1 protein-coding gene and 1 pseudogene are annotated in these 5,588 nt (G+C 70.5%); both read left to right on the top strand.

Features of this window, described 5'->3' with window-relative positions; genetic code table 11:
* Nucleotides 1–629: hypothetical protein (locus tag WAW17_RS07530; RefSeq protein ID WP_422332367.1), on the top strand; the 629-nt coding region annotated here is incomplete at its 5' end.
* A gap of 14 nt (nucleotides 630–643) precedes the next feature.
* Nucleotides 644–5,588: pseudogene (locus tag WAW17_RS07525) on the top strand (DUF3072 domain-containing protein); the annotation flags it as partial.

The raw sequence follows: 5,588 nt of genomic DNA, 5'->3' as shown, positions 1-5,588 counted from the left end.
CGATGGCGGAGTTCGATCCGACGATTCGCGCGGAAGTGGAGCGGATCTGGCGGGAGCATCTGGGCGTGGACCCGGGCGCGACGCAGGCGCAGCTGACGGCGCAGTTCGACGAGGAGGCAGGGCGGCTCTCGGAGCTGGTGTTGCAGCGAGTCGGGGGCGGCCAGGGGTATCTGGTGCGGAGCTGGAAGGCCGAGCATCCGGGTCAGGATCCGGACGTGATGACGACCCATCAGTTGATCGCTCAGGCCGAGCACGACAGCCGGGAGGCAGTGCTGACCGAGGAGCTGTACTCGCTGGTGCCGCAGATCAGCGAGGAACAGATCGCCCGGGAGCTGAAGATCGAGCAGCGGATCGAGGCAGAGATCGTGGCGCGCAGGCAGGCCCGCGACCCGGACCGCTGGCGGACCGGGATGGTCGAGGTGCCGGACCTGGCACGGCAGGTGGTTCGCAGGGTCTGGCCGAGCGAGGCGATGACGTTTCGGACGTACGCCGAATCGCTGATCGCGCAACGGATGGAGGACAACGTGAAGACGCCGCTGACGGCGGCGGACCCGTTGGCCGACGAGCTGGCGCAGATGATCGACGAGCAGATCAAGGCGTCGAAGGCCGCGGGGAACCGAGTGGTGTAGCTCCACCGGAGCTGGTGGCCTATGCGCGGGCCGCCCGGTATCTCGACGAGATCGAGAGCAAGCTGTCCACCCTGATCCGCGGTGCGCAGCAGATACAGGTGCAGGCCGCAGAGGCGGCGTTGGCCAATTCCGATCCGGAGCTGGTCGATGATCTGACGACGACCGCGGAGCGGATGGCGGCCCGGGTCGAGCGGGTCTCGGCCGATGCCCACGAGGCCCGCGACGCGGCCGAGCGTGCCCGGCAGGTGTGTACCGACGCCGGCTACGACGTCGAGGGTGTGGACGTCGCCGCGGTCAGCCGTGCGCGGGCGCCGCGCCGGACCTGGCGGGATCGGCCCGCCACCGACCGCCAGCAGGCGTATCTGCGGACCCTGCGCCGTAGGCGTGGGTTGCCGGTGCGGCTGCCCGACGACCTGACGATCGGCCGCGCCGACGAGCAGATCAGGATGCTGCGCGCCCGGTCCGGGCAGGTCGCCGACGCCTCCGATCCGGAGATCGCCCGCATCCTGGCCGAAGCGGAAACCCAACGGCAACGGGACGAGCGTGCCGAGCACACCGGACCACCGCTGTCGCCGGGGCAGGCACGCGAGCGCTCCGCGCAGATCCGCGACCAACTCGCCGCACAGAAGGCGGACCGGGAACACCGACCACCGGAAACGACATCCACCCCGGCACCGGCCACGGAAACCCTCGCGGGGCGGCGGCCGCTGCGGGAGCTGGTCGCCGAGTTCACCGCCCAGCGCGAACCCACCGCCGATTCCGAAGATGTCGCGGCGTTGGTCGGCGAGATCGCCGGGCATTTGATGGCCGACGAGGACCTCAACCTGGCCGCCGGGTCACCGTCGAACACCTTCGAACAGTTCATCTCCTGGGCCGCGCGCCACGCCCATGACGAGGTTCAGGTCGCTCTCGTTGAGCGGGTCGTGAGTGAGGATCCGCAGATCGCGGCGATCGCCCGCACCGCCCTCGGCGATCCTGCCGGCTGGCAGGCCGCCGCCGCCGAACTCCCCGCCCGCATCTGGGCGAAACACCACCCCGAACGCGTGGCCGCCGATGCCGCGGTCACCGCCCTCGAAGCCGACTCGGCCGTCGCCGAGGCCGCCACAGCACCGATCGAGCGGTTCACGGCCGCCGCCCCAGTGCAGCAGGCGATCGAATACGCCGTCGCGGACGCCGTCGTGGAGACCAAACGGCAGCAACTGGCCGAGGACACCCTGACCCGCGTCCACGACAACAGCCACCGCACCGACCCGGTGGACTGGCGCCACGTCGGCCGTAATGCCTGGACCGAACACGGCCCCGGCGGCGGCACTCCAATTCCGGCGGCCGACCCGAGAGTCCGCGCCGCGCTCGACGGTGTCCCGGTCGGTGACCCACGCACCGAGCAGATCTTCACCGACTGGCATCGCGGCTGGAACGGTGCCCGGACCGAGTGGGCGCGCGAACGCGAGGACGAGGTCCTCGCCGATCTTCAGGCCGAGATGATCACCCACCCCCGCCTGCAGGTGCTGCGGCGCCGACCCGAGGACTACCTCAGCGTCGGCCGCCACCGGCTGGTCAACCACACCGTCAGCGACTGGCTGCTGTCCGTCGACTCCGCCGATCCGCAGTATCAGGCGGCGGCGCACTGGCTGCACGACAACATCGCCACCACCCTCGATACGGTCCACGAGGCGGTCAAGACCTCCCCCGAACCGGCCGCGCAGGCCCTCGCACCGACCGACGAGGTTGCCCCGGCCGCCGAGGTCACGGCGGACGCGGTGGAAGTGGACGCGGTGGAAGTGTCTGAGGCTGCCGTGGAGGCCGGCGACGAGATGCCGGACCGGAACAAGATCCACGCCTGGCTCGACGCCCAGCGCGTGCACACCGCGTTGATGCTCGACGGCGCAGACGACGCGGTCGTGGCCGGCGCCGAGAAGGCGGCCGAGGCCGCCCGGGCTCTGATCCCGGACGCCAGCCTGCGCGCCTGGCAGGCGGCGGGCAGCCTCGACGACCGCGCCGCGGACGTCGAGAAGTGGCGGGACTGGGCCCAGGGCGAGCTACGTCAGGACCCGCTGGTGGTGGCCCTGGCGGCGAGCACCCTGGTGTCCAAGCGCCGTAGCGTCGTCCTCGAGGCCGCAGCAGCAGACCTCGCCGACCGCCTCACCGGCCGCCCGGATATCGCAGCGGTGATCGACGACCACGGCGGCCGTCAGTGGCTCACCGCCGAGGTTCGCGGCCCGCTCCTGGCCGCACTCGAGGACAGCTACCGCGACAAGGCCACCGACTGGCTCGCCCGCGACACCGACACCTTCGTGGCGACCAACCGTCCCCGCACCCAAGTGCACAGGTTCACCCTGCACACCGGCACCCCCGTGTGGGAGGTCACCACCGACGGCGGCGACAGCCGGGAGCTGTGGGGCAGCCACCACCTGCCAGCGGTGCGCCGCGCCACAATTGGCGCCGGTGACGCGCGCCCGGGACCGGTCCGAGAAGGAATGATTGCCGAACAGGCCCGCGGCCGGTTCGCCGAGATCACCGGGCGGGCATTGAGCCTGGACGAGGTGTTCGCCGCGGCTGCGACGTCGCTGCACCCGAGCCTGAACCGGACCGGGTTCTTGACCTCTCAGGGCTGCCGAGAGCTGCGCGACCGCGTCCTCACCGAGTTCGAGCGCGACCACCGCGACCTGGCGGCAGCGTGTCGCGCCCACGGACTCGACACCTCGGAGCTGTTGCGCCTGGACATCGCCCAGCACGCGTTCGACACCCTGCACACCAGCGCCCGCGAGCCTGACGACCTGTTCACCACGGCGACCGGACCGGCCGATCTCGAGGCGCTGCGGGACTCGGAATACCTTGTCGGCGAACCCGGCCAGGACCGGGCGCAGGTCAGCTACCGGTGGCACACCAAGGACTGGCAGGTCAGCCGCGGCGAGACCGAACCGGTCACCACGGCAACCCTCGCGGAGGCGATCACCACCGCCCGCACCGGTCGGCACATCGAGTCGGCTGCGACAGCCGGGGTCGGCGCGAGGATCACCGGGGAGCGCGACCCCCGAGACCACGACGGCCAGGACACCGAGAACGAACCCGCAGCCGAGGCCCCGCAGCTCGCCGCCCAGCCGGCACCGGACCAGCCGGAGGCGACGGCCGCGAACTTCGTCCTCGGCGCCGAGGTATTGGCACCGTCCGGGGCGAAGGCCCGCGCCCGGGCGAACATCGACGCGATCCGCCTGGTGCACCAGCTCGGCGACGAAAACCGGGCAGCGACCCCGGCCGAACAGCGGATCCTCGCCGCCTGGTCCGGATGGGGTGCCGCCGGGGACATCTTCGACAAGCGCAAACCTGAGTGGGACGAACTCCGCACCGACCTCTCCTCCGTGCTGACACCGCCGGAGATCGACGCCGCCCGCGCCTCCACCCTCAACGCCCACTACACCGATCCGGCGATCACCGCCGAGATGTGGTCCGCGCTCTCGCGGGCGGGGTTTACCGGCGGCCGGGTCCTCGAACCGGGCTGTGGGGCCGGCAACTTCATCGGTCACGCCCCGCACGGCACCCGGATGGTCGGGGTGGAGCTGGACCCGATGACCGCCCGGATCGCGCACCACCTGTATCCGGGGCACCAGGTCCGGGGCCACGGCTTCGAGAAGTTCTCCCCCGACGAGGGTGCCTTCACCGCGGTGATCGGCAACGTCCCGTTCGGCAACTTCACGGTCAGCGACCCACTGCACAACCCGTCCGGGCTGACCATTCACAACCACTTCATCCGCAAGTCTCTCGCACTGACCGAAACCGGCGGCTACGTCGCAGTCATCACCAGCGCCTTCACTTCCGACGCCCAGCGGCCCAAGGCCCGCGAGGAAATCGCCGCACTCGGTGACCTCGTCGGCGCACTACGGTTGCCGACCAAGGCATTCGACCGGCAGGCCGGTACCGATGTGGTCACCGACCTGCTGATCTTCCGCCGCCGCGAGGCCGGCCGCACTGTGTCGACGGAGACCGAGCAGTGGATCACCACCTCGAAGGCCGAGCTGGCCGAGGGTGAGATCAAGGTCAACGACTACTTCCTGGCCCACCCGGAGAACGTGCTCGGCGAACTCGGGATCGGGTCGGGCATGTACTCGGCGGCCACCTTGAAGGTGACCGCCGACCCCTCCCGGCCGTTGGCCGAACAGGTCCGTGACCGGCTGAGCGCCATCGTCGACACCGCGAAGAGCGCGGGACTCGGGCAGGACGCGGAACAGCCGGCCGCCGACCCGACGCTCGACAAGGCCGGACTGGTCACCGCGGAAGAAGCCGCGATCACCGAGGTGCCGGGGTCGGTGCGGTACAACGACGAGACCCTGATGTTCGAGCAGCTCTCGATCGGCGGCCGGTGGACGCCGGTGCCGTCGAAGATCGACAAGGCCCGCACCGCCCAGTGGAAGTCCATGCTCACCATGGCCGGCACGGTCACCGATCTCGTCGACGCCCAACGCACCGGCGGCGACGAAGACACCAAGAACCGGCTGCGCACGCAGCTGAACCGCCAATACGACGCGTATGCGCGAAAGTACGGGCCACTCAACCGGTTCACCTGGATCACCCCGGGTCCGCCCAACCAGAAGGTCATCGACACACGCTTCGCCGACCTGGAGAAACGGTGGCGACGCAACAATGGCGACGAGATCGGCCCGGTCACCGGCGCTCTTCCCGAGGACGTCGCTGCCCGGCTGCTGGCGGAGGCGTCCGAGCCGAACCCGGCGTGGAAGAAGATGCGGCACCTCGAGGGCGCCATCCGCTACGACCCGGCGATCCAGCTGGTCCGCAGCATCGAAATCTTCGACGAGGACACCCAGCAGGCGCGGAAGTCGAAGATCTTCACCGAGGACGTCATCACCCCGCCGCAGCGGGCGCAGTCCGCCCAGGACGTCGCCGAAGCGCTCGCAGTCAGCTTGGACGAAACCGGGCAGGTCGACCTCGACCGGATCGCCGGGC

The organism is Rhodococcus sp. (in: high G+C Gram-positive bacteria), from assembly GCF_049286785.1.
GTDB lineage: Bacteria > Actinomycetota > Actinomycetes > Mycobacteriales > Mycobacteriaceae > Rhodococcus_F.
This window is presented reverse-complemented; position numbering and strand designations above follow the sequence as displayed.